Annotated in this window: 18 protein-coding genes; 14 read left to right on the forward strand and 4 right to left on the reverse strand. The window is 61.3% G+C overall.

The features are described 5' to 3' along the window. The first annotated feature begins 17 nt into the window (after nt 1-17). The gene (gene pgm / locus BB029_RS26380; protein ID WP_065941427.1) at nt 18-1,661 is read left to right on the forward strand and encodes a phosphoglucomutase (alpha-D-glucose-1,6-bisphosphate-dependent); all 1,644 of its coding nucleotides are present in this window, start codon (nt 18-20) and stop codon (nt 1,659-1,661) included. Between the two features lie 50 nt (nt 1,662-1,711). Here pgm and BB029_RS26385 read toward each other — a convergent pair whose 3' ends face one another. Further along, the gene (locus BB029_RS26385; RefSeq protein ID WP_065941428.1) at nt 1,712-2,407 is read right to left on the reverse strand and encodes a pirin family protein; all 696 of its coding nucleotides are present in this window, start codon (nt 2,405-2,407) and stop codon (nt 1,712-1,714) included. 218 nt (nt 2,408-2,625) lie between these two features. On the opposite strand from BB029_RS26385, the gene BB029_RS26390 reads away from it, so the two are divergent. Continuing rightward, complete coding sequence (locus BB029_RS26390; RefSeq protein WP_065941429.1) at nt 2,626-5,073, forward strand: UvrD-helicase domain-containing protein; 2,448 nt, start codon at nt 2,626-2,628, stop codon at nt 5,071-5,073. 137 nt (nt 5,074-5,210) lie between these two features. Here the strand turns inward: BB029_RS26390 and BB029_RS26395 are convergent, their stop codons facing one another. Then, nucleotides 5,211-5,483 (reverse strand): DUF1652 domain-containing protein, encoded by a 273-nt coding sequence (locus tag BB029_RS26395; protein ID WP_027605770.1) that lies wholly within the window; start codon nt 5,481-5,483, stop codon nt 5,211-5,213. A 257-nt stretch (nt 5,484-5,740) separates the two neighbouring features. Between BB029_RS26395 and BB029_RS26400 the strand changes: the two genes are divergently transcribed. The 4 genes from BB029_RS26400 to BB029_RS26415 are packed head-to-tail and all read left to right on the forward strand — an operon-like array spanning nt 5,741 to nt 9,513. Then, entirely contained in the window at nt 5,741-6,550 is an 810-nt protein-coding gene (locus BB029_RS26400; RefSeq protein ID WP_065941430.1) for an AraC family transcriptional regulator, read from the forward strand. 47 nt (nt 6,551-6,597) lie between these two features. Next, a complete protein-coding gene (locus tag BB029_RS26405; protein ID WP_065941431.1) occupies nt 6,598-8,004 on the forward strand; it encodes an FAD-binding oxidoreductase in 1,407 nt (468 codons plus the stop codon). 27 nt (nt 8,005-8,031) lie between these two features. Then, entirely contained in the window at nt 8,032-8,373 is a 342-nt protein-coding gene (locus BB029_RS26410; protein WP_065941432.1) for a cupin domain-containing protein, read from the forward strand. Nucleotides 8,374-8,433: 60 nt separating this feature from the next. Further along, the gene (locus tag BB029_RS26415; RefSeq protein ID WP_065941433.1) at nt 8,434-9,513 is read left to right on the forward strand and encodes a polyamine ABC transporter substrate-binding protein; all 1,080 of its coding nucleotides are present in this window, start codon (nt 8,434-8,436) and stop codon (nt 9,511-9,513) included. A gap of 295 nt (nt 9,514-9,808) precedes the next feature. Here BB029_RS26415 and BB029_RS26420 read toward each other — a convergent pair whose 3' ends face one another. After that, entirely contained in the window at nt 9,809-10,594 is a 786-nt protein-coding gene (locus BB029_RS26420) for a helix-turn-helix transcriptional regulator (RefSeq protein WP_065941434.1), read from the reverse strand. Between the two features lie 200 nt (nt 10,595-10,794). On the opposite strand from BB029_RS26420, the gene BB029_RS26425 reads away from it, so the two are divergent. The 8 genes from BB029_RS26425 (at nt 10,795) to BB029_RS26460 (ending at nt 21,460) form a co-directional block, all read left to right on the forward strand. Beyond that, nucleotides 10,795-12,159: an APC family permease gene (locus tag BB029_RS26425; protein ID WP_065941435.1), complete on the forward strand. Its 1,365-nt coding sequence runs from the start codon at nt 10,795-10,797 to the stop codon at nt 12,157-12,159. A 9-nt stretch (nt 12,160-12,168) separates the two neighbouring features. Further along, nucleotides 12,169-13,272, forward strand: coding sequence for a P1 family peptidase (locus BB029_RS26430; protein WP_065941436.1), 1,104 nt, complete (start codon nt 12,169-12,171; stop codon nt 13,270-13,272). A 366-nt stretch (nt 13,273-13,638) separates the two neighbouring features. Beyond that, on the forward strand, nt 13,639-15,072 hold the full coding sequence (locus BB029_RS26435; protein WP_065941437.1) for a serralysin family metalloprotease: 1,434 nt from the start codon (nt 13,639-13,641) through the stop codon (nt 15,070-15,072). A 49-nt stretch (nt 15,073-15,121) separates the two neighbouring features. Further along, a complete protein-coding gene (locus BB029_RS26440) occupies nt 15,122-15,490 on the forward strand; it encodes an AprI/Inh family metalloprotease inhibitor (RefSeq protein ID WP_065941438.1) in 369 nt (122 codons plus the stop codon). A gap of 103 nt (nt 15,491-15,593) precedes the next feature. Then, nucleotides 15,594-17,345, forward strand: coding sequence for a type I secretion system permease/ATPase (locus BB029_RS26445; RefSeq protein WP_065941439.1), 1,752 nt, complete (start codon nt 15,594-15,596; stop codon nt 17,343-17,345). After that, complete coding sequence (locus BB029_RS26450; RefSeq protein ID WP_065941440.1) at nt 17,342-18,655, forward strand: HlyD family type I secretion periplasmic adaptor subunit; 1,314 nt, start codon at nt 17,342-17,344, stop codon at nt 18,653-18,655. Before BB029_RS26445 ends, BB029_RS26450 begins: the two co-directional genes overlap by 4 nt. 2 nt (nt 18,656-18,657) lie before the next feature. Further along, the gene (locus BB029_RS26455; RefSeq protein WP_065941441.1) at nt 18,658-19,995 is read left to right on the forward strand and encodes a TolC family outer membrane protein; all 1,338 of its coding nucleotides are present in this window, start codon (nt 18,658-18,660) and stop codon (nt 19,993-19,995) included. A 40-nt stretch (nt 19,996-20,035) separates the two neighbouring features. Then, complete coding sequence (locus tag BB029_RS26460; RefSeq protein ID WP_065941442.1) at nt 20,036-21,460, forward strand: lipase; 1,425 nt, start codon at nt 20,036-20,038, stop codon at nt 21,458-21,460. A gap of 57 nt (nt 21,461-21,517) precedes the next feature. On the opposite strand, the gene BB029_RS26465 is transcribed toward BB029_RS26460, so the two are convergent. Further along, nucleotides 21,518-21,742 (reverse strand): YgdI/YgdR family lipoprotein, encoded by a 225-nt coding sequence (locus tag BB029_RS26465; protein ID WP_065941443.1) that lies wholly within the window; start codon nt 21,740-21,742, stop codon nt 21,518-21,520. Nucleotides 21,743-21,842: the final 100 nt, after the last annotated feature.

Here is a 21,842-nt window from a genome sequence, read left to right on the forward strand (position 1 = left end):
CTATCCGAGGTTTATGCATGACAATCAGTCCTTTTGCGGGCAAACCGGCGCCGGCCCAGTTGCTGGTGGATATCCCGCGACTGGTCACGGCCTATTACACCGGCCAGCCTGATGCAGCGATCTCCACCCAGCGCGTAGCCTTTGGTACCTCCGGGCACCGTGGCAGCTCATTCGAACTGAGCTTCAACGAATGGCATGTGCTTGCCATCAGCCAGGCCATCTGCCTGTATCGCGAAGCCCAAGGCATCGACGGCCCGCTGTTCGTCGGCCTGGACACCCACGCGCTGTCGACCCCGGCCGGTGCCAGCGCACTCGAAGTGCTGGCTGCCAACGGTGTGCACGTGATGCTGGCCGAAGGCGATGAATACACGCCAACCCCGGCAATTTCCCACGCCATCATCTGCTACAACCGTGGCCGTACCAGCGGCCTGGCCGACGGCATCGTTATCACGCCGTCCCACAACCCGCCGCAAAGTGGTGGCTACAAGTACAACCCGCCCAACGGCGGCCCGGCCGATACCCACGTCACCAAGTGGATCGAAGCCAAGGCCAACGAGCTGCTGGCCAATAAACTGGCCGGGGTCAAGCGCATCACCCATGCGCAGGCGCTCAAGGCCGACACCACCCATCGCCATGACTACCTCAACAGCTACGTGGCCGACCTGATCAACGTGATCGACATGGACGCCATCCGCAGTGCCGGCCTGCGCCTGGGCGTGGATCCGCTGGGCGGAGCAGGGGTGCGCTACTGGTCGGCGATTGCCGAGCACTATCGACTGAACCTGGAGGTGGTGAACACTGAAGTCGACGCCACGTTCCGCTTCATGAGCGTCGACTGGGACGGCCAGATCCGCATGGACCCGTCCTCCAGCTACGCCATGCAAGGCCTGATCGGTCTCAAGGAGCGCTTTGACGTAGCGTTCGCCTGCGACCCGGACCATGATCGCCATGGCATCGTGACCCCGTCCGGCGGCCTGTTGGCGCCGAACAACTACCTGGCGGTGTCCATCGACTACCTGTTCCAGAACCGTCCCGACTGGCGCGCCGATGCGGCCGTGGGCAAGACCGTGGTCAGCAGCGGCCTGATCGATCGCGTCGCCGCGCGCATGGGGCGGCGCCTGTATGAAGTGCCGGTGGGCTTCAAGTGGTTTGCCGATGGCCTGTTCGAGGGTTCATTGGGCTTTGGCGGCGAAGAAAGCGCCGGGGCGTCGTTCCTGCGCAAGGATGGCACGGTGTGGAGCACCGACAAGGACGGCCTGATCCCGGCCTTGCTGGCGGCGGAAATGACCTCGCGCAAAGGCCAGGACCCGAGCCAGATCTACCGTGGCCTCACCGATGCCTTGGGCGAGCCGTTCGCCATTCGTGTCGACGCCAAGGCCACGCCGGCGCAGAAAGCCTTGTTGGGCAAGCTGTCGCCTGAGCAGGTGACCTCCACGCAACTGGCCGGGGAAAGCATCCAGCAGATCCTCAGCCACGCGCCGGGCAACGACCAGGCGATTGGCGGCCTGAAAGTGATGACCGAAAACGGCTGGTTCGCCGCACGGCCATCGGGCACCGAGGACATCTACAAGATCTACGCCGAGAGCTTTATTGGTGAAGATCACCTCAAGCAGCTGGTGCAAGAGGCGCAGGTACTGGTAGACGGCGCCATCTCCCAGTAACAGCGCAAAACCACTGTGGGAGGAGGATTGCCTTCCTCCCACAGGGTTGATCAGGCCAGGTCGACCAACACGATCTCGCTGTCTTCAATCGCCGTCACCCGCAACACCTGCTCATCCTCAACCGCTACACCGTCTCGAGCCTGCGCACGCAAGCCGTTGACTTCAATCACGCCGGTCGCCGGCACCAGGTAAGCTCGGCGCCCGCTGTCCAAGCGGTATTCCGCGCTTTCCCCGGCTTTCAGGTTCGCCGCTACCAGGCGTGCATCCGCGCGGATGCGCAGGCTCTCCCTGTCACCGGCCTTGCCACTGGCCAGGGTCACAAACCCTTCGCGATCGCCTTTCGGAAACGGCTTGGCGCCCCAGGAAGGTGGCAGGCCGGCCTCGTTAGGGATGATCCAGATCTGGAAGATCTTGGTCGGCGTCGCTTCCAGGTTGTACTCGCTGTGGGCGATCCCCGTGCCTGCGCTCATCACCTGCACATCGCCGGCTTCGGTGCGGCCCTTGTTGCCCAGGTTGTCGGCGTGGCTGATGGCGCCTTCACGGACATAGGTAATGATCTCCATGTCGCGATGGGCGTGCTGCGGGAAGCCGGTGGCGGGGGCGATGATGTCGTCGTTCCAGACCCGCAGGTTGCCCCAGTGCATGCGCTTGGGGTCGTGGTATTCGGCAAATGAAAAGTGGTGATGGGCGTCAAGCCAGCCGTGGTGGGCGCCGCCCAGGGCGTTGAAAGGTCGAAGTTCAAGCATGATCGTCTCCTGTTGATGGCGCTATGATCCGTGAGCCCATGATCGATAAAAAGCGTAAAAAATGCCTTATTCCTATCAGCAGATTCGATGGGTAAACAGTGTTTTGACTTTCACTTCATCGCCTAACTGCATGACGCTAAAGCAATTGGCTGGAACTGAGCGCCGATTCCGGCGACCATGGTGCCCTTGTCAAAACCCAGCTCATCGCAGGAGTCCGCGTGCCGCAACACAAGCCTGATCTGCCCCCCGAACTGCGCCCATTGGCGGAAATGCCGCTGCTCAAACGCCTCGCCGCACGCCTGTTTGGCCATGGCCTGACGCGTTTGCGCGCACAGCACCGGTTTTCCTGGTTGCATGGGCAGGCCGATGGTTTTCGCAGTGGCCACGAGGCCGGCGTGGAGTATGGCTATCGCGAGGGCAAGGCCGATGGCCTCGAGGAGGGCCGACAAGTCCTGTTGATCCGCGACTTCCGTCCCGATGAGCACCGCGCGCCCGGCGTCGATGACAGCCTGTTCGACGATTGGCGGCTGCCCTTGACCGCTGACGTGAAGAAACGCATCAAGGCTGATGTGGCCCGCTTGCTGCCGGCCCATGCCCAGCCGAGCGCGGCGCAATGGAAGATGATCTTCAGCGATACGCCGTCAACCTCGGTGATCGCCGGTGCCGGCGCGGGTAAATCCACCTCGCTGGTGCTGCGTATTTTGCTGCTCACCCATTACCTGGGCTTCGAATTGAGCTCGATGACCGTGGTGACCTTCACCCGCGAGTCGCGCAAAGACTTCATCAACAAGCTCATGGACATTCTCACCCTGTGGGGCCAACCCATTGGCATGAAAGAAGCCCAGGCGGTGGTGCGCACCTTTCACTCGCGCATTCTGCCGATGGTCCGCAGCCTGCCGGGTTTTGAACGCCTGCAGGCGTTCGAAAACCTCAGTGCCGGTTTCGAAGACGCTGACAGCAACCCGTTCGACCTGCGCATCAGCGACGCCCAGCGCCAGCAGATGAATGCCTGCTACCACCAGTTGCAGGGGCGACATGCACGGTTTCGTGAACTGATTGCGCCGCTGGCACGCCACGGCCTGCAACTGCGCGAACTGGAGCGCGATCATCCGGATGTACAAAAGCGCATAGCGGTGACCGAACTGGCGGCCAAGCGCGATGAAGAACTCTGCGATGTGATCGAGGACCTGTGGTTTCGTGCCGGCGCCTGGCCGATCAAGGGGATTGAGCCCAGTCGCCAACGCTTCGAAATCAATGGCGCGCAGTTCCATTGCCACGGCTATATCCCGGCGCTGGATGCGTGGGTAGTGCTGGGCTTTGATTCCAGGGAAAATGCCCAGATCAGCCGGCCGAATTCGAAGCTGTCGGTCCGTGCAGAGTGGGCGGTAAAGCGCACCCTGTTTCAAGCTTTCTGTGGTAAGCCATTGATATGGCTGGATAGCTATGATTCGTCAAAGCGTCTTTTAAGCAGCCTCGCCGGGGATGCCAGCGCAGGTCCCGGCTTTGATTACAAGGTCAAGGGCGAGCTGGCGTCGGCACCGCTGCTGGACAGTTTCGTGATGGCCGCCGGTTTTATCGAGAACCTGGGCCTGGACGTGCCGACTGCCGTCGGCCAGATGACTTTCGCCAAGGACGACCCGGACCGGTTCTTCTTCGAGGCCCTGAGCATTTTCTGGAAAGCCCTGGAAGACCACCTGCTGGATCAGTCTCCGCCGATCATGACCTATAACCGCATGTTCTCACTGTTCGGCGAGAACACCCCGGAAAACCTCAAGCTCCTCAGCGATCCGCTGCTGCGGCCAATGTCGCACCTGATGATCGACGAATTCCAGGACGTATCGCCCCAAATCGTCTCGTGGATACGCGCCAGCCTGCGGGAAATCCGCAGTCGTGGCCCGGCGATGCATGTGGGCCGTGGTGCGCAGCGTTCGTCCTTGCTGTGCGTGGGCGATGACTGGCAGTCGATCTACGGCTGGCGTGGCAGTTCGCCCAAGTACTTCATGGAATTCAACCAGCAATTCCCATCGCCGAGCACTACCCGCGTCATGCTCGGCGAGAACTACCGCAGCCATCAGCACATCATCGACGCCGCCGAACATATCGTGCGCGCCGCACCGGCCATCCCGGGGAAAAAGGCCAAGGCCAGCGGCACGCCAAAAGCCTTGGTGCCGGTCACGATACTGGAGCGGGACGATGCGGCGTTGGGGCGGCAACTGCTGGAGCATTATCAACGGGGCGATTCGATATTAATGCTGTATCGAAAAAGTATCGATAAGTTGCTGATTCAAGAGCATATTAAGTCGATTATTAATGTTGATTCTAGCTTGCCCGCAGCGACGCGCAGGTTGAAGCAGCTGACGTACCACAGCGCCAAGGGACTGCAGGCGGATGCGGTGTTTCTGCTCGGTGATTGCCAGCATGTGACCAGTTCGCCCTACAAGAACCAGGTCTACCGCATGGCGGGCCTGGGCAAGGACGGGGACAGCGAACCCTATGACACTGCGCAAAAGGACGAAGTGCTGCGCCTGGCCTACGTCGGAATTACCCGGGCGGTGAGCCATTGCTACTGGTATGTGGAAAAAACCGAAGGCCAGGCGGTGAATGTGCCCAAGGCCTCGGAGCGGGTCGACGGCAGGAAAGCGTTTTTCGACGATCAGCGCCACTAGAGAATGAACGCAATCGAACTGTGGGAGGGGGCTTGCTCCCGATAGCGTTGTTTCAGTCACTGTAGGTGGTGACTGGCACTCTGCTATCGGGAGCAAGCCCCCTCCCACAGTTGACCATCTTTCTGTTGGCTGCGGGATCAGGCCCTCAGCGACAACGGCGGCACAAACGACTCCAACTCATCCTCCACCGCCTCGATAATCCGCTCCACGTCGGCAGCATTCATCACAGTGGCGCAGGGGATGCCGGCGATGGCAATCAGCGTCTCGCCGCTGGCCCGGTCGAACAGGCGGGCGACCATACTGCCGGGCGCATCCATGCTGCCCTCGAAGCCCATCGGATGAAAATGCCAGCGCATCAGCTGGCAGGCGTTGGGGAATGTCACTTTGTTCATGTTGCCCACCTTGTTCATTGAGCGCTTCCTTTAGCTCGCGGCAGGGGGCCAGGACCGTCACTGGTCGTGGCGTCGTAGAAGCTAAAAATAGCATTCGTTCGCAAGTACAAGGTGACTTTTTCTGCCCCGTTCGGCGGTTCTCAGCCATTCACTTGATGTGGGTCATCTCTTACTAACGATTAGGCACAATGCCACTAATGCGAAGTTCCAATTGGCCATTGTCGGCAGTGGCAAAATTCGGCAATCTCCGAGGTTTACCCGCCTCAGAGCCTTCCATGCCCGACATCGCGCCAGACGATGATTGCCATAACACCCACGCCACGCGTGAGCTGGTGTTGCGCCACCACCTGTGCTGGCGTCATCGCGACCTTGACGGCGTGATGTCCTACTACCACCCGGACATCCAGTACCACGACTTTTTCCAGAACCGTGTGGTCGGTTACGCCGAACTGCGTGAGTACCTGCAAGCCAGTATGCCCCGCGAAGCCGACGAAGCCATTGAACATACCGACCGCATCCGTGCCGATGGCGACACGGCATTCATCCAGTACCGCATCACCTTGCGCGGCGGTCAGGGGCTGGTGTCATTCCGTACCAGCGAGGCCATCACCGTCCGCGATGGGTTGATCTGGCGCGTCAACGAGTACGCGTCATTGGTGCATGAACAACCCTCCCAGGCCCAGCGCCCCAGCGTCAGCCGCCTGGGCCTGTCACCCCAGCAATTGGGGCATATGGCCAATGACTTGCAGCAGTACTTCGAGCGCAGGCAGCCTTATTTGGACCCGGAACTGGACCTGCAACGCGTCGCCAAGGAGTGTGGCTACAGCCGCAATCAGATTTCCTACCTGCTCAACCAGGTGCTGGGGCAAAGTTTCTACCGCTACGTCAACCAGGCTCGGCTCCAGCACCTGCTGGCCGCACTGGATACAGCGCAGCCACCGATCAAGGTCGACGACCTGGCCTTCGCCGCCGGTTTCAATTCGTTGTCGGCGTTCTACAGCGCCTTCCGCCAGCACACTGGCCAGTCGCCCAAGGCCTACGTCAAACAAATTTCCCTGCGTGCACGCGCGCAAGACAGCGAATAACCCGCAGTTCTAGGATCCCCCATCGAAACGTGGTTGGGGAACTTGGCATGCCGGCTTGGCGCACTATCAGTTTATGGATGGACCAACTGGACGACCCGCTGTCGGCGCGGCCGGCCCTTGAGCATGACCTGGACGTCGATGTGGCCATTATCGGTGCCGGCTACACCGGACTGTGGACCGCCTACTACCTGAAACGCCAGGCGCCTGAGCTGAAGATCGCGATTATCGAGGCGCAAACCGCTGGCTTCGGCGCCTCGGGCCGTAATGGCGGCTGGCTGATGGGCAATCTGCTGGGCGAAGACCGCCTGCTGGCCGGCCTTGCGCCTGAACAGCGCCGCGCCTCATTCGACCTGTTGCATGGCATTCCCGATGAAGTGGCCCAGGTCCTGAGCCGTGAAGGTATCGACTGTGACTTCCGCAAGGGCGGCGCTCTGTACTGCGCCGCGCGCTATCCCGAACAGGAAGGCAGCCTGCGCGCTTATCTGGACAAACTCTACGCCCAAGGCCTGACCGAAGCCGACTACCGCTGGCTGAGCCCTCGACAGTTGGCTGAACAGATTCGCATCGCCAAGCCCTATGGCGGTATCCATGCCCCCCATGTCGCCACGATCAACCCGGCCAAGCTGGTGCGCGGTCTTGCGCGGGTGGTGGAGAGCATGGGCGTGACGATTTATGAAAACAGTCCGGTCACCCACTGGCAGTCCGGCACTGTGCGCACCGCCAAGGCCCGTGTACGCGCTGCCTGGGTGGTGCCGGCTGTCGAAGGTTATGCGAATACCTTGCCGCCCCTGGGCCGATACCAGTTGCCGGTGCAAAGCCTGATAGTTGCCACCGAACCGCTGCCCGCCGGTACCTGGGATGAAATCGGCCTGAGCCATGGCCAGGCCTTTGGCGAAAGTAGCCGCCAGGTCACCTATGGCCAGCGTACGGTGGATAACCGCCTGGTGTTCGGCGCCCGCGGCGGTTACCAGTTCGCCGGCAAATTGCGCCACAACTTTGATTTGACTGACAGCGAAGTGGCACTGCGCCGCTACCTGTTCGGCGAACTCTTCCCACAGCTGAAAAAGGTGCGGATTACCCATTCCTGGGGCGGCAACCTCGGCATGTCGCGGCGTTTTCGCCCGCACATGCTCTGCGATCACAAGACCGGCATCGCCCTGGCCGGTGGTTACGGCGGGGAGGGCGTCGGCGCCACCAACCTGGGTGGCCGCACCTTGGCCGACCTGATCCTCGGTCGCGACACACCGCTGATCCACCAACCCTGGGTGATCCGCGAGCGTGGCCTGCACGCGCTCAAGGCCTGGGAGCCGGAGCCATGCCGCTGGCTTGGCTACAACGCGATCATTCGCAGTTTTGTCCATGAAGACCAGGTGCTGGCCAACCCCAACACAGCACCTTGGCGCCGCAAGCTGGCGATCGGCATAGCCGGGTTCATGGAAGGTTTCATGCACTGAGCCGTTTCACCTACACGAGAAAACGCCATGAGCATCACTCAATTCAAAGACACGCTGCATGCCCAACTGCCGGACTCATCACCAGTGGCGGTGCCCCTGGGCGAGCCGATCGCCGTGGCCTCGACCTTGAGCGTTGAACGCAGCGACGGCGTCGAGACCGGTATCTGGGAATGCACCCCGGGCCGCTGGCGTCGGCAGATCAAGGCCCAGGAGTTTTGCCACTTTATCCAAGGGCGCTGCACCTTCACCCCTGACAACGGGGAAGTCGTTCACATACAAGCCGGTGACGCACTGATGTTGCCGGCCAACAGCACCGGTATCTGGGACATCCAGGCAACCGTGCGCAAAACCTACGTACTGATTTTGTAACGCTTTGATCCTTGATCGCCTGCCATAAAAACAGCCCTAAAATCGCCAGGAAATCGAACCATGAAAGCCATTGCCCTGTTGCCCATGATGTTGGTGGCCGCTATCAGCCAAGCCGCCGAGACGGTGAAGATCTATAACTGGTCCAGCTATATCGCGCCGGACACCACGAAGAATTTCCAGAAACAAACCGGCATCGGTTTCAGCTACGACGTGTATGACAGCAACGAAACCCTCGACGGCAAGCTGATGACGGGTAACTCCGGCTACGACGTGGTGTTTCCGTCCAACCACTTCATGGCACGGCAGATCCAGGGCGGCGCCCTGAAGAAGCTCGACAAGAGTCAGTTGCCCAACTGGAAAAACCTCAACCCCGTGCTGCTCAAGGCCTTGGAAAACAACGACCCGGGTAATGCCCATGGCTTCCCGTATCTGTGGGGCAGTACCGGCATCGGTTACAACATCGACAAGGTCAAGGCCGTGTTGGGGGATAACGCCCCGGTGGATTCCTGGGACCTGATCTTCAAGCCCGAATACATGGAAAAGCTCAGCAAGTGCGGGGTGGCGATCCTCGATAACGGCCCGGAATTGCTGCCTATCGCCCTTAATTACCTGGGGCTGCCACCCCACAGTAAAAAAACCGAGGACTACAAAAAGGCCGAGGCGCTGCTGATGAAAGTGCGGCCGTATGTCGCGTACTTCCACTCCTCGAAATACACCGGCGACCTGGCCAATGGCGACATCTGCGTGGCGGTCGGTTTCTCCGGCGACGTACTGCAAGCCGAAAGCCGCGCCAAGGAGGCCAAGAATGGGGTGAAGATCGGCTATGAGATTCCCAAGGAAGGCGCCGCAATCTGGTTCGACATGGTCGCCATGCCCGCCGATGCCCCCGATGAAAAGGCCGGCTACGCGTTCATGAACTACCTGCTGGAGCCCCAGGTGATGGCGGACATCACCAACTCCGTGCACTACGCCAACGGCAACCGTGCAGCGGATAGCCTGGTAGACCCTGAGATCAAGGCGGACACCAAGATCTACCCCAGCGACGAAATGATGGGCAAGTTATTCGCACTGGAAGCGATGCCGCTGAACATCGACCGGATTCGCACGCGGGTGTGGAACACCATTCGTATGGGCCGCTGAAGAAGTCTGATGTGGGGGGAGGGCAAGCCCCCCCATTAATCTGAGTCTTGCATAAACAATTTCAGGCCACCGCATTCTTGTGGTGAGCGGGCTTGTCCCGCGCTGGGGTGCGAAGCGGCCCCAAAACCAGACGCAAAGGAGTGCCTGATACACCGCATTCGTCTTCATCAGGGGCGCTTCGCACCCCAACGCGGGACAAGCCCGCTCACCACGGAGGTCCCAGTTTGCTGGGCGACAGCGCTAGGTCGAAGAGGTTGTGGGACCTCCCATACTTGGTTTGAGTACGCCCTGGGCTTCACGGGTTTTCCAGGTCATGCCCCAACGACTGGATAAACAATGAAAACAGTTCCGGCTGTGACGAGATATCCAGCTTCGCGTACAGATGCCGGCGGTGCACCTTCACCGTGTCCGGCGAGATATGCAGGCGTTCGGCCATGGCCTTGGACGAGAACCCGCGCAGTACCAGGCGGGCGATTTCCAGTTCGCGGTCCGAAAGCACGCCGCAGCCGAATTGGCTCAGCGCATCCCGGATCTGGCTGTCCATGGCCGGCACGCGCCGGGTGCTTTGTTGCCAGTGCTGCTGCATCAACGGCAGCACCCAGGCCGACAGGGTGGTCATCAGCCCGGTTTCCTCAACGCTGAATCGCCGCTGCATGCCCAGTGACAGCGACAGCGTCCCCGCGCCCGGCAATTGCAGGATCAACTGCACCTCGTCTTCCAGCACGTTGTCGTGGAAGTAGCTGAGGAAATACTCGCTCTGGCGAAAATGGTCCGGCGCCACTTCCTCAAGGCGATACACACCGCTGGCATAACCCTCGCGACAGGCCTGGAAGAACGGATCGAGCAAATACAGGCCATTGAGGTACACCAGCATCGACGCCGGCTTGCTGCTCGGCTGGGCGTCGTATTCTTCCAGGGCCTGGGGCGGGCCCTCCACGGGGTAGAAGATCGCCAGCGCGTTATCGAAGGGCACGCACTGGTGCAACAACAGCACCAGCTGTTTCCAGAAACGCTCGGTGCCGATGTGCGCAACGGTGCGGCCCAGGCCGGCGTGCATGCCGACTTCACGAAACAGGCTCATGTAGCAGGCTCCCGCCAACAAAAGATCGTCCCAAGGGTTCGGCTTTTGCCGGGTTCCGTCAAGGGGAGTACGCCAATAGGGGAATTGGCTGGCACTAGCCCAACCGTTAACGTCGGCAGCATCCAGCGGGAAACATATCCCGCCACGTTCAGACCTTTCGTTTCTGCCTCACACCAAGAACAACGACAGAGGATAACGATATGAGCACTTCCCCCGCGCCCGATGGCGTGCTGAAACCCACCCTGAGCGTCTTCGATGTGGTGGCCATTACCGTTTCAGCGGTGACCCCCGCCAGTTCCGTCTTCGTGATCGCGCCCTTTGCCATCCAGCAGGCCGGCAGCGGCGTGTTCCTGGCGTTCGTGATGGCAGGGCTGCTGGCGCTGATGTTCGCGTTTTGCTACGCCGAACTGGGCCGCGCCCATAACAGCGCCGGTGGCGAGTATGTGTATGCCAAGCGCGTGTTCGGTGGCATGGCCGGCTACGCGACGTTCCTGACCGTGCTGGTGATGCTGTTGTTTATTCCGCCGGTATTGGCCACCGGTGCCGCCACCTATCTCAACAATGCCCTGGGTACCACCTTCGACGCGCAAACCGTGGCCCTGGTGATCGTGGTGTGCAGCTACGCCCTGGGCATCCTCAATATCAAGCTCAACGCCTGGATCACCGGGACCTGCCTGCTGCTGGAAGTCGCGGCGTTGCTGGTGATCGTGTGCATCGGCTTCGGTAACCCGGTGCAGCCCGCCAGCGTGCTGTTTCAACCCCAGATCGTCGAAAACGGTGTATTGCACCTGGCGCCTTGGGCTTTGGTGATCGGCGCGGTAGGCATTGGCCTGTTTTCCTACAACGGTTACGGCCCCGCCGTATTGCTGGCCGAAGACATGAAATGCAGGGGCAAGGGCGTACACAAGGCGGTGCTGTGGTCCCTGGGCCTGGTGGTGGTGATCGAGCTGGTGCCGATCACGGCGCTGTTGATCGGCGCGCCGTCACTGAGTGCGATGATCAGCAGCCCGGACCCCATCGGCTACCTGCTCACCAGCCATGGCAATGAAACCCTGTCGCGCCTGGTCAGCGCGGGCATCTTCCTGTCGGTGTTCAATGCCATCGTCGCCATCGTTATCCAGATCGGCCGCGTGGTGTTCAGCAGCGGGCGCGATGCATTGTGGACGCCTACCATTAACAAGCTGTTCACCCGCATTCATCCGCGCTGGGATTCACCCTGGCTGGCCACGTTGTTCCTGGCGATCCCGTCGGCGTTGCTGAGCTTCAGCTCCAACCTGGCCGACCTCACCTCGTTCAGCGTATTACTGATCATATTGGTGTACCTGGTGGTGGCGTTGAGCGCGCTGATGAGCCGCGTGCTGCTGCGCGACCGCGAGCATCCCTATCGCATGCCGCTGTGGCCGTTGCCGGCGCTGCTGGCTGTGCTGGGCGCGGGTTACTTGCTGGTGACCTTGATCTACGCGGCGTCAGTACGCGACATCATGATCATCATCGGCTTGCTGGCCCTGTCGGTGATTCTGTATTGCATCAGCGGCCGGTCGAGTCCGGCCTTTCAGAAATTGTAAGGAGTGGTTATGCGTGCACGTCAATTGGGCATCACGTTGGGGCTGGGCACACCCGGCGAGTTCAATGCCATCACCGACGTTCCCGGGGTCCGGGTCGGTCACAGTACGCTCAAGACCCGTGTCGACGGTAAACAGGTGCGCACTGGCGTCAGCGTGGTCCAGCCCCGCGCCGGGGAAGCGCGGTTGCAGCCGTGCTTTGCCGGGTATCACGTGCTGAACGGCAATGGCGACGCCACCGGCCTGGAATGGATCAGCGAGGCAGGCCTGTTGACCACGCCGCTGGCCATCACCAACACCCACAGCATCGGCATCGTGCGCGACACCTTGATTGCCCTGGAGCGCGAGCGCCTGGCGGATCCGGCGGTGTACTGGTGCATGCCGGTGGTGATGGAAACCTACGACGGCATGCTCAACGACATCTGGGGCCAGCACGTCACCCCCGAGCATGTGCGCCAGGCGCTGGAGAGCGCCGAACGCGGCCCCGTGCAAGAAGGCGCCGTGGGCGGTGGGACGGGGATGATCTGCCATGAATTCAAGGGCGGTATCGGCAGCGCTTCGCGGCGCTTGCCGGCAGAGCAGGGCGGATGGACCGTCGGCGTGCTGGTGCAGGCCAACCATGGCAAGCGCCAGGAACTGCGGGTCGACGGTTATCCGGTGGGCCGCCGCTTGATGGACATTCCGTCACCCTTCGCCGAACGAGGCACGCCGGGCATGGGCTCGATCGTGGTGATCATCGCCACGGATGCGCCCCTGCTGCCGCACCAATGCCAGCGCCTGGCACAACGCGCGTCTATCGGCATCGCACGCACCGGCGGTGGCACCGAGGACTCCAGCGGCGACCTGTTCCTGGCCTTCGCCACCGGCAACCAGGAGCTGCCGCCAGCAGACTACGCGCGCAAGGGCCTGCCGTTGAGCAGCACCTTACAGATGGTGAATAACGATCATATTTCCCCGCTGTTCAGCGCTGCGGCGGAAGCGGTAGAAGAAGCGATCATCAACGCGATCCTGGCGGGCGAAGACATGGTGACCGACGACGGCGTACAGGTGCCGGGTTTGAAAGGCGAGACCTTGTTACAGGCATTGCACGACACGGGTTGGCGCGTGTCCCGGTAATAGGGGACAACGCCGATATATACATATAAATAGTGGCTGTTTAATGTTGCCAATGACACCGTGACAATATTATGGATCCAATTATCAAGTGTGCCGCTCAACTTGAGCGGCATTAACGCTATTTAATATTTAAATAAGTGCCCGGTGTGTTTTGTCAGACAAAAGCAACGCCACCCAATAAATACGGAGCCAAACTTGTTGGCGCTATTGTGGGTCCGCTTTTCAGGCTGGAAAAGATGTAGACGAAAGATTTCAAGTTGTGTCAGTTTCGTGACGCCTTCAAAAGAGGCGAGTGATAGGACGATCTCGCCCGCGAGATTCCTATCGATCAAAGACTGATGAACTTGCAAACAAGGAAGTACGTTTATGTCAAAAGTTAAAGACAAGGCTATCGTGTCGGCGGCGCAAGCCAGCACCGCTTACTCGCAAATCGATAGCTTCAGCCATCTGTATGACCGTGGCGGCAACCTCACGGTCAATGGCAAACCCTCCTATTCCGTTGACCAGGCAGCCACCCAGCTGCTGCGCGACGGCGCCGCGTACCGGGACTTTGACGGCAACGGCAAGATCGACCTGACCTACACCTTCCTGACCTCGGCGTCCTCGAGCACCATGAACAAACATGGCATCTCGGGCTTCAGCCAGTTCAACGCCCAGCAGAAAGCACAGGCCGCACTGGCCATGCAATCCTGGTCGGACGTGGCCAACGTCACCTTTACCGAAAAAGCCAGCGGCGGTGACGGCCACATGACATTCGGCAACTACAGCAGCGGCCAGGACGGCGCGGCAGCCTTCGCCTACCTGCCCGGCACCGGTGCAGGCTACGACGGCACCTCGTGGTACCTGACCAACAACAGCTACACGCCGAACAAGACCCCGGACCTGAACAACTACGGCCGGCAGACCCTGACCCACGAAATCGGGCACACCCTGGGCCTGGCTCACCCTGGCGACTACAACGCCGGCGAAGGCGCCCCGACCTACAACGACGCGACCTATGGACAGGACACGCGCGGCTACAGCCTCATGAGTTACTGGAGCGAGAGCAACACCAACCAGAACTTCAGTAAAGGCGGGGTCGAAGCCTACGCCTCCGGCCCGCTGATCGACGACATCGCCGCGATCCAGAAGCTCTACGGTGCCAACTACAACACCCGTGCCGGCGACACCACCTACGGGTTCAACTCCAACACCGGGCGTGATTTCCTCAGCGCCACGTCCAACGCCGACAAGCTGGTGTTCTCGGTCTGGGACGGTGGCGGCAATGACACCCTGGACTTCTCCGGCTTCACCCAGAACCAGAAGATCAACCTCAATGAGGCCTCGTTCTCCGACGTTGGCGGCCTGGTGGGCAACGTCTCCATCGCCAAGGGCGTGACCGTCGAGAACGCGTTCGGCGGTGCGGGCAACGACCTGATCATCGGCAACAACGCGGCCAACGTGATCAAGGGTGGGGCCGGCAACGACCTCATCTACGGCGCTGGCGGCGCGGATCAACTGTGGGGCGGCGCGGGCAACGACACGTTCGTGTTCGGCGCCAGTTCCGACTCCAAGCCAGGGGCGGCGGACAAGATCTTTGACTTCACCTCGGGCTCCGACAAGATCGACCTCAGCGGCATCACCAAAGGTGCCGGCCTGACCTTCGTCAATGCCTTCACCGGGCATGCCGGCGATGCGGTGTTGTCCTACGCGGCAGGCACCAACCTGGGCACCCTGGCGGTCGACTTTTCCGGGCACGGCGTGGCGGATTTCCTCGTCACCACCGTAGGCCAGGCAGCGGTCAGCGACATCGTGGCATGATGCACGGGCGCGGCGCGCAAGCGCCGCGCCTCCAGGCTGGAGCGTACAGATGCGGCGTTTTTACAATGTGATCGCCTGCGTGTTGCAGGTGATGTTCGTGTCGGCAGGAGCCCACGCAATGGCGAGCAGTCTTGTTTTACCCACCAGCGCCCAGCTGGCCGGGCATTGGCAGTTGCACCAGCAGGATCAGGTGTGTGCACTGGACCTGCTCGAGCAGGCCAATGCTTTGGGCGGCGATGTGGCCTGTGTGGCGCAGTGGCTGGGGGACAAGCCCCTGACCTGGTCGCCCACACCCGACGGTATCTGGCTGTTCAATGCCGAAGGCAGCGGGATCACCCATCTGAATCGTCAGAAAGACGGTGAGTACCAGGCACGGACGAAGTCCGGCACCGTGGTTGAATTAAAACGAGTGCCTTAGTTGTTGTTATAAGCCTATAACTCGATTTCATTAGTTGAGCGGCCTCTATCGCGGAGGGCGGCAAACTTATGCGCGTAATTTGATTCAAGGAAGATCAGAACCTATGGCCAGGCCCCATGCGGTTGCGCCTTTATTCAAGGCGCTGGGTGAATACAAGAGCATCTTGATCAGCGTCGGTTGTTTTACCGCTTTGATTAACCTGTTGATGCTGGTGCCGTCGATCTACATGTTGCAAGTGTATGACCGTGTGCTCTCCTCGCAGAATGAAACCACCCTGGTGATGTTGACCCTGATGGTGGTGGGCTTCTTTGCCTTTATTGGCCTGCTCGAAGTCATCCGCAGTTTTATCGTGATCCGCATCGGCAGCCAGTTGGAGCGGCGTTTCAACTTGCGCGTATACAAGGCCGCGTTCGAACGCAACCTGCAACGCGGCCAGGGGCATGCCGGGCAATCCTTGGGGGATTTGACCCATATCCGCCAATTCATCACCGGCCCGGCGCTGTTCGCGTTCTTCGATGCGCCGTGGTTTCCCATCTACCTGTTTGTGATTTTCCTCTTCAACGTGTGGCTGGGGGTGTTGGCCACCGCCGGCGCAGTGCTGTTGATCGGCCTTGCGTGCCTCAACGAATACCTGACCAAGAAACCCTTGGGCGAGGCCAGTGGCTTCTCCCAGCAGTCGACGCAGCTGGCCACCAGCCATTTGCACAACGCCGAAACCATCCAGGCCATGGGCATGCTCGGCGCGTTGCGCCACCGCTGGTTTGCTGTGCATTCGCAGTTCCTGGGTTTGCAGAACAGAGCCAGTGATACCGGGTCGGTGATCACCTCCTTGAGCAAATCCCTGCGCCTGTGCCTGCAATCCCTGGTGCTGGGCCTGGGCGCGCTGCTGGTGATCAAGGGCGACATGACCGCCGGGATGATGATCGCGGGCTCGATCCTGATGGGCCGCGTACTCAGCCCCATCGACCAGTTGATTGCCGTCTGGAAGCAATGGAGTTCGGCCAAGCTGGCCTATCAGCGGCTGGACGAACTGCTGCGCGAGTTCCCGCCGGAAGTGGAGCAGATGAAATTGCCCGCACCCAAGGGCCAGGTCAGCTTCGAACAGGTCAGCGCGGGGCCGCCCGGGCGGCGCATGCCCACCCTGCATCAGGTCAGCTTCACCCTTGGCGCCGGCGAAGTGCTCGGCGTGCTTGGCGCCTCCGGCTCCGGCAAATCTACCCTGGCCCGCGTGCTGGTGGGCGTGTGGCCGACCCTGGCCGGCACCGTGCGCCTGGACGGTGCGGATATTCACCGCTGGGACCGCGACGATCTCGGCCCGCACATCGGCTATCTGCCCCAGGACATCGAACTGTTCAGCGGCAGCATCGCCGACAACATCGCACGTTTTCGCGAGGCCGACCCCGAGCGGGTAGTGAAGGCTGCGCAGCAAGCCGGCGTGCATGAGTTGATCCTGCGCCTGCCCCACGGTTATGACACGGTCCTCGGCGATAACGGCGGTGGCCTGTCCGGCGGCCAGAAACAACGCGTAGCCCTGGCACGTGCGCTGTACGGCGGGCCGCGCTTGATCGTCCTGGATGAGCCCAATTCCAACCTCGACACCGTCGGCGAAGCCGCGCTGGCCAGCGCCATTGTGCAGATGAAGGCTCAGGGCAGCAGTGTGGTGCTGGTGACCCATCGTTCTTCGGCCTTGGCCCAGGCCGATAAATTGCTGGTGCTCAACGAAGGGCGTTTGCAGGCATTCGGGCCAAGCCAGGACGTGCTGCGGGCGTTGTCGGGCCAGCAGGAAGCACCGAAGGATAAACCCGGTGTGAGTTTCAGCCGTCAGTATCAAGCCGGAAGGAATCCAGGCGCATGAGCAGTATCACTGTTGAACCACGTTTCAAAGAGCGCGACGCCCGGTTCTTTGCGCGCATGGGCTGGCTGCTGACCCTGGTCGGTGCCGGTGGCTTTTTCCTCTGGGCCAGCCTTGCGCCCCTGGACCAGGGCATCCCGGTGCAGGGCACGGTGGTGGTGTCGGGCAAACGCAAGGCGGTGCAAACCTTCAGCCCCGGCGTGGTCAGTCGGATCCTGGTCAAGGAGGGTGAACTGGTGAAGCAAGGCCAGCCGCTGTTCCGTCTCGACCAGACCCAGCACCAGGCCGACGTGCAGTCCCTGCAAGCCCAATACCGCATGGCCTGGGCCAGCGTCGCGCGGTGGCAGAGCGAGCGCGACAACCAATCCGCTATCACCTTTCCCTCCGAGCTGAGCAGCAACCCCGACCCGGCACTGGCGTTGGTCCTGGAAGGCCAGCGCCAATTGTTCAGCAGCCGTCGCGAAGCCTTTGCCCGTGAACAGGCGGGCATCCGCGCGAATATCGAGGGCGCCACCGCGCAGCTCAACGGCATGCGCCGCGCCCGCAGCGACCTGACCGCCCAGGCCCAGTCCCTGCGCGACCAACTGAGCAACCTGCAACCCCTGGCCGACAACGGCTATATCCCGCGCAACCGGCTGATGGAGTACCAACGCCAGCTGTCCCAGGTGCAACAGGACCTGGCGCAGAACACCGGAGAGAGCGGCCGGGTGGAGCAGGGCATCCTTGAATCGCGCCTGAAATTGCAGCAGCACAGCGAGGAATACCAGAAGGACGTGCGCAGCCAGTTGGCCGACGCGCAATTGCGCAGCCTGACCCTGGAGCAGCAACTCACCTCGGCCGGCTTCGATCTGCAACACAGCGAGATCAACGCACCGGCCGACGGCATTGCGGTCAACCTCAGCGTGCACACCGAAGGCGCCGTGGTGCGTGCCGGTGAAACCCTGTTGGAAATCGTGCCCCAGGGCACGCGCCTGGAAGTGGAAGGGCATTTGCCGGTGCACCTGGTGGACAAGGTCGGCACGCACCTGCCGGTGGATATCCTGTTCACCGCCTTCAACCAGAGCCGCACCCCGCGTGTGCCGGGGGAGGTCAGCCTGATTTCCGCCGACCAGATGCTCGACGAAAAAACCGGCGCGCCGTATTACGTGCTGCGCACCACCGTCAGCGAGGCGGCGCTGGAGACCCTCCACGGCCTGGTGATCAAGCCGGGCATGCCCGCCGAGATGTTCGTGCGCACCGGCGAGCGCTCGTTACTCAATTACCTGTTCAAGCCGCTGCTCGACCGCGCCGGCTCCGCGTTGACCGAGGAATGAGCATGAAAGCTGTGTTCATCGCCTTGCTGTTCACCTGCGTCCATGCCCAGGCCGCCATGGGCCCGTTCGATGTGTACGAGCAGGCCTTGCGTAACGATCCGGTGTTTCTCGGTGCGATCAAGGAGCGCGACGCCGGCCTGGAAAACCGCACCATCGGCCGCGCCGGATTGCTGCCCAAGCTGTCGTACAACTACAACAAGGGCCGCAACAACTCCCAGGCCACCTTGCCCGACGGCCGCGGCGGCAATTACCACGACGACCGCAACTACAACAGCTACGGCTCGACCTTCAGCCTGCAACAGCCGCTGTTCGACTATGAGGCCTACGCCAACTACCGCAAGGGCGTGGCCCAGGCGCTGTTCGCCGATGAAAGCTTTCGCGACAAGAGCCAGGCGCTGCTGGTGCGGGTGCTGAGCTATTACACCCAGGCGCTGTTTGCCCAGGACCAGATCGACATCGCACGGGCCAAGAAGAAGGCCTTCGAGCAGCAGTTCCAGCAGAACCGGCACCTGTTCCAGCAGGGCGAGGGCACCCGCACCGATATCCTCGAAGCCGAGTCGCGCTATGAGCTGGCCACCGCCGAAGAGATCCAGGCGCTGGATGAGCAGGATGCCTCGCTTAGAGAACTGGGCGCGCTGATCGGTGTGCAAAGCGTCAATATCCACGACCTCGCCCCGTTGAACGAAGGCTTTGCCGCGTTCACCTTGACCCCGGCGAACTACGACACCTGGCATGAACTGGCGATCAGCAACAACCCCACGCTGGCGTCCCAGCGCCAGGCCCTGGAAGTCGCACGTTATGAAGTGGAGCGCAACCGCGCCGGGCACCTGCCCAAGGTCACTGCGTATGCCAGTTCGCGCCAGCAGGAGTCCGACAGCGGCAACACCTACAACCAGCGCTACGACACCAACACCATCGGCGTCGAAGTGAGCCTGCCGTTGTATGCCGGTGGCGGCATCTCCGCGTCCACTCGCCAGGCCAGCCGCGCCATGGAACAGGCCGAGTATGAGCTGGAAGGCAAAACCCGCGAGACCCTGATCGAACTGCGTCGGCAGTTCAGCGCGTGCCTGTCCGGCGTGAGCAAACTGCGCGCCTATCAAAAGGCCCTGGCCTCGGCGCAAGCGCTGGTGGTGTCGACCAAACAGAGCATCCTCGGTGGCGAGCGGGTCAACCTCGATGCGTTGAACGCCGAGCAACAGCTCTACAGCACGCGGCGCGACCTGGCCCAGGCGCGTTACGACTACCTGATGGCCTGGACCAAATTGCACTACTACGCCGGCAACCTGCGCGACACCGACTTGGCCAAGGTGGATGAGGCGTTCGGGCCGGCACCGCATTAATTGACTTTCTCGACAATTCCAACAACAGAGAGGCAAGACCATGGGTGTGTTCGACTATAAAAACCTCGGGGCCGAAGGCTCCAAAGCGCTGTTCGCCGATGCCATGGCGATCACGCTGTATACCTACCACAACCTGGATAACGGCTTTGCCGTGGGCTACCAGCACAACGGCCTGGGGCTCGGTTTGCCCGCCACGCTGGTGGGCGCACTGCTGGGCAGCACAGATTCCCAGGGCGTGATTCCCGGCATTCCCTGGAACCCGGATTCGGAAAAAGCCGCCCTGGACGCCGTACAGGCTGCAGGCTGGACGCCCATCAGCGCCAGCACCCTGGGCTATACCGGCAAGGTCGACGCCCGCGGCACGTTCTTCGGCGAAAAGGCCGGCTACACCACGGCCCAGGTCGAGGTGCTGGGCAAGTACGATGACGCCGGCAAGTTGCTGGAAATCGGTATCGGTTTTCGCGGTACGTCGGGCCCTCGGGAAACGCTGGTCAGCGACTCCATTGGCGATCTGGTCAGCGATCTGCTCGCGGCCTTGGGGCCCAAGGATTACGCCAAGAACTACGCCGGCGAAGCCTTTGGCGGCCTGCTCAAGAACGTCGCCGACTACGCCAGTGCCCACGGCCTCAGCGGCCACGACGTGGTGGTCAGCGGCCACAGCCTGGGCGGCCTGGCGGTCAACAGCATGGCCGACTTGAGCAGCAGCAAATGGGCAGGTTTCTACCAGGACGCCAACTACCTGGCCTACGCCTCGCCGACCCAGAGCGCCGGCGACAAGGTGCTTAACATCGGCTACGAAAACGACCCGGTGTTCCGGGCGCTGGACGGCTCGACTTTCAATTGGTCGTCGTTGGGCGTGCATGACAAACCCCATGAATCGACCACCGACAATATCGTCAGCTTCAACGACCACTACGCTTCGACGCTGTGGAATGTGCTGCCGTTTTCCATCACCAACCTGCCGACCTGGATCTCCCATTTGCCTACGGGGTATGGCGATGGGATGACGCGCATCCTCGAGTCCGGGTTCTATGGGCAGATGAGCCGCGACTCGACGATTATCGTCGCCAACCTGTCCGACCCGGCACGCGCCACCACCTGGGTGCAGGACCTCAACCGCAATGCCGAACCGCACAAGGGCGATACCTACATCATTGGCAGCGACGGCAATGACCTGATCCAGGGCGGCAAGGGCGCGGACTTCATCGAGGGCGGCAAGGGCAATGACACGATCCGCGACAGCAGCGGGCATAACACCTTTTTGTTCAGCGGGCCGTTTGGCCAGGACCGGATTATCGGCTATCAAGCAACGGACAAGCTGGTGTTCAGGGACGTTGAGGGGAGTGCGGATTACCGTGATCACGCCAAGGTCGTGGGCGGGGATACGGTGATCAGTTTTGGCGCGGACTCGGTGACGTTGGTGGGGGTGGTTGGCTTGTCGGGGGAGGGGATTGTGATCGGTTAAAACGGTGGGAGGGGGCCAAGCCCTCTCCCACATTTGATCAGTGCGGGCCGCTGGAAATCAGTCCTCCTTGCGCACCGTCGCCACATCGTCGGCTTTGACACGGATGTGTTTGCCGGCAATGTCGGTGAACTCGTAGAAACCATCGGCGGTCTTGGTTTTTGGAGAGTCTTTGGTCAAATACTGCGTGCCATTTTGCAGCGTCACTACGGTTTGCGTCGCGCAACCGGCCAATACCAGAAAAGTGAGTGCAACCAGTGGCAGCCCCAAATTCTTCATGTTCATAACCCTTACCGTTAACCCTGAAAAGTCCCGCGCCAAGGCTGCGGGCCATAAATTTTACGCCATCGACTCCCCCATCTGATCACTTTTATACAAAAAGTTG

This window comes from Pseudomonas sp. S3E12 (assembly GCF_001702295.1).
Lineage (GTDB): Bacteria > Pseudomonadota > Gammaproteobacteria > Pseudomonadales > Pseudomonadaceae > Aquipseudomonas > Aquipseudomonas marginalis.